This is a genomic window from Cupriavidus pauculus, from assembly GCF_008801835.1.
Lineage (GTDB): Bacteria > Pseudomonadota > Gammaproteobacteria > Burkholderiales > Burkholderiaceae > Cupriavidus > Cupriavidus pauculus.
In genome coordinates, this window is record NZ_VZOW01000079.1 from 1 (window position 1) to 2,540 (window position 2,540).

The 2,540-nt window shown below is 57.6% G+C and carries 2 protein-coding genes and 1 pseudogene; 1 reads left to right on the forward strand and 2 read right to left on the reverse strand.

Features of this window, described 5'->3' with window-relative positions:
- Positions 1–454 precede the first annotated feature (454 nt).
- Positions 455–715 carry a hypothetical protein gene (locus F7R19_RS29385; protein ID WP_150982955.1) on the reverse strand — a complete coding sequence of 87 codons (261 nt, stop codon included), beginning with the start codon at positions 713–715 and terminating at the stop codon, positions 455–457.
- Between the two features lie 507 nt (positions 716–1,222).
- Here F7R19_RS29385 and F7R19_RS29390 point away from each other — a divergent pair.
- Entirely contained in the window at positions 1,223–1,675 is a 453-nt protein-coding gene (locus F7R19_RS29390) for a hypothetical protein (protein WP_150982956.1), read from the forward strand.
- 681 nt (positions 1,676–2,356) lie between these two features.
- Here the strand turns inward: F7R19_RS29390 and F7R19_RS30075 are convergent.
- Positions 2,357–2,540: pseudogene (locus tag F7R19_RS30075) on the reverse strand (hypothetical protein); the annotation flags it as partial.

Below are 2,540 nucleotides of genomic sequence, written 5' to 3' on the forward strand. Positions count from 1 at the left end.
CACAATAAAGGCGACATCTTCCCTCAGGCGCGTGCATGCACGCTCCCTGAGGGAACCCCTCCAGCGTCCATCACCGTTCTTGCTCAAATCCCCACGCTTTCGGCATCACGAAAGCTGCTTATGCACAGTGTGAGCGAAACTCACGTTCTAAGGAGTATATGCCGCTCGCGACCCGATAGGACCAAGTAACCGGATCGACGCCGCTCTGGGGATAGCCCGGGTCGTGGGATGCTCAGGGAGAGCAATGAATCGATTTGCCTGCCCGGATTCGCACGAGCCACCGGTCCGTCTCGACCGCCTGGACTGCCGGCAGATCAGTCTGGCCAACCTGCCGCCGAGATTGGACAGGCCATTGACTCGAATTGGCGGTCTCGGACGTCGGTCTATCGCGACAGCGAGCTTGTCGGCGCCAGAGGCGACTTCCGACCCTGAGCGGTCCCTGGGACCGCTGATCTCAGCGCCGATTAGCAGTCAAATTCGGATACGGATTGCTGTCCGACGCCTGATGCCAGAGCGAATCCGCCGCCCGCCGAAGTTCAGTGGAGTAGCGGGCCTGCAGCGCGAGCTGTTGGACGCTATCGAGCGACCCCTTTGGAGCGACTATGGCGGAACCGCTGTACAGGAAAAGATAAAGCGCCGCAAGCACTTCTAGGCGAGCCGATGCCGACTCAACCTGAAAGACTTGAGGGTCATCGTCACTCGCTTCGATCGTCACGGGGGGCTCGCCGCGCGTTCGATCTGCGATGTACAGCGAAGTCCATGCTCGACTGTTGACCGGATGAGAATTCCCTTCCGTATCGACGTCCCATCCGTGGCCGAACAGTAAGTCGATAAAGACTCTGAAGTCGGGCCGATCCCTGTCGACTCTTATCAGGTGCATTCGCGATGGCTCCAACAGTTAAACCGCCACTTTGCCCTAAACCGGCCGCTCGTGAGAGACCGTTTCTGGCCGAAGCCGGAAGCTCGTCGGCCTCTAGGTTCCGCTGCCCGGCCGGACTTCGGTAGTCGACCCTTAGCGGCCTGCCAGATTTCTCCGAATCGGACAATCAGACCGCCTCGTTGAGGAGCCGTTTGTGAGGTGCGGAGACCAGTCGCTTGTACGAAGACATCATCAGCTCAATTTTCGGAGCAAAGAGCCGTCAACTGCTCCGTATCGACAACTCTGGATAACATTATGGCTGCGATGGGCATAGGCATAGGAATGGCAAGAGGAGTGGGTATCTTGAGGACAGTAGCGGCCACCGCCATCGCCCTATCTCTCACAGCCAATGCTCAAAGCTCCCATTACGACGAGAAAGCGCGTCTGACCGCTCACGTCACCAACTACCTGGCCGGCTCGTACTTGAAAGAGCTAGCATCAAATGGAGCTTGTACGCAGGATCGGGGTAAGGGGGAACGCTACGATGCGGCTGTCAGTGCATTGCGGACAATTGTTCCTGACCAATACGTTGCCGAGGTCGAGCAGCTTGTTGAGTCAGGGCAAGTCGAAGCAAGTCTCGGAAGCGTGCGTGAAATCGAACTCGGCTCAAAACTGAAGGGTGCCGACCCGTCTAGGAAGCAATATATCTGCGGCGTCTACTTCGGCTATGGCACCGCGCTGCAGATGTACGGATCAGAGGGTCTAAGGACACTTTCTTCTAAGACTCCCGGGCAGTCGCAATTGATTCCTCGGTAAGAGGCATCGTCCAAGGAGCGTTTCGACGAACGGTTGAATGCGCAGCCGCATGCGGCCCGACGCTGGACGTAACCGAGCGTGCCTGCCGGCCCGCGTCGGGCAGAAGACGACCCTTCTGAGTCACTCAGTGTTCTGCCATCGATGGCCGAAAATTTGCGCTATGCGGCCATCGATGCATTCGATCCCTAAGCATTAGGGGGAAATAAAGGTCGCACAACAGACTTTTCGAGGGGCGGAACGTCAGCGTTCGCGGGCCACCATAGTTCACGAGGCCGCTGGACGACCGAGCAGAGGCGCCAGTAGCGGCGCGCCCAACTTTGCGAGCGGCACCCAAAGTGCGTATCGGATTTTAACTCGACTTATACCTCGTATGCATCTTACGATACACCTGGCGACACGGCATTGTTTAGACTCGCCCTAAACAACGCGGCGCTTCGTTAGGCGCGCATACGGGAAGGGTCGAAAGATGCAAGCTTTCAAGGTTGGGCGGGGTGTCGCCGTCTTGCTGCACACACTCAGAAGCCGCTTCCGGATTCGGAACACGGACGCATCAGCCCATCTATTGAAAAAGCTGAAACTAGCGCTGGCTGGCGTAGTCCTCGCCGCTACCCCTGCCTGGGCACAGAGCCCTGAAAACCTGACATGCGCGGACGTACCAAAAGGAAAAATAGTTCGTGCAAACTATGTCTGGGACACTAATGAACCGCCCCGGGAACCGTGGAGGCTGGTTGGTTTAAGTAATAGCGGTTCAGCGGCAGGGATTTGAAGCTGCCTGTAGTAGTTTGCCTCAGCTTCGGCGGGCGGGATATTGCCAAGGGGTTCCATCAGCCGATGATGGTTGAACCAGGCTACCCATTCCAGTGTG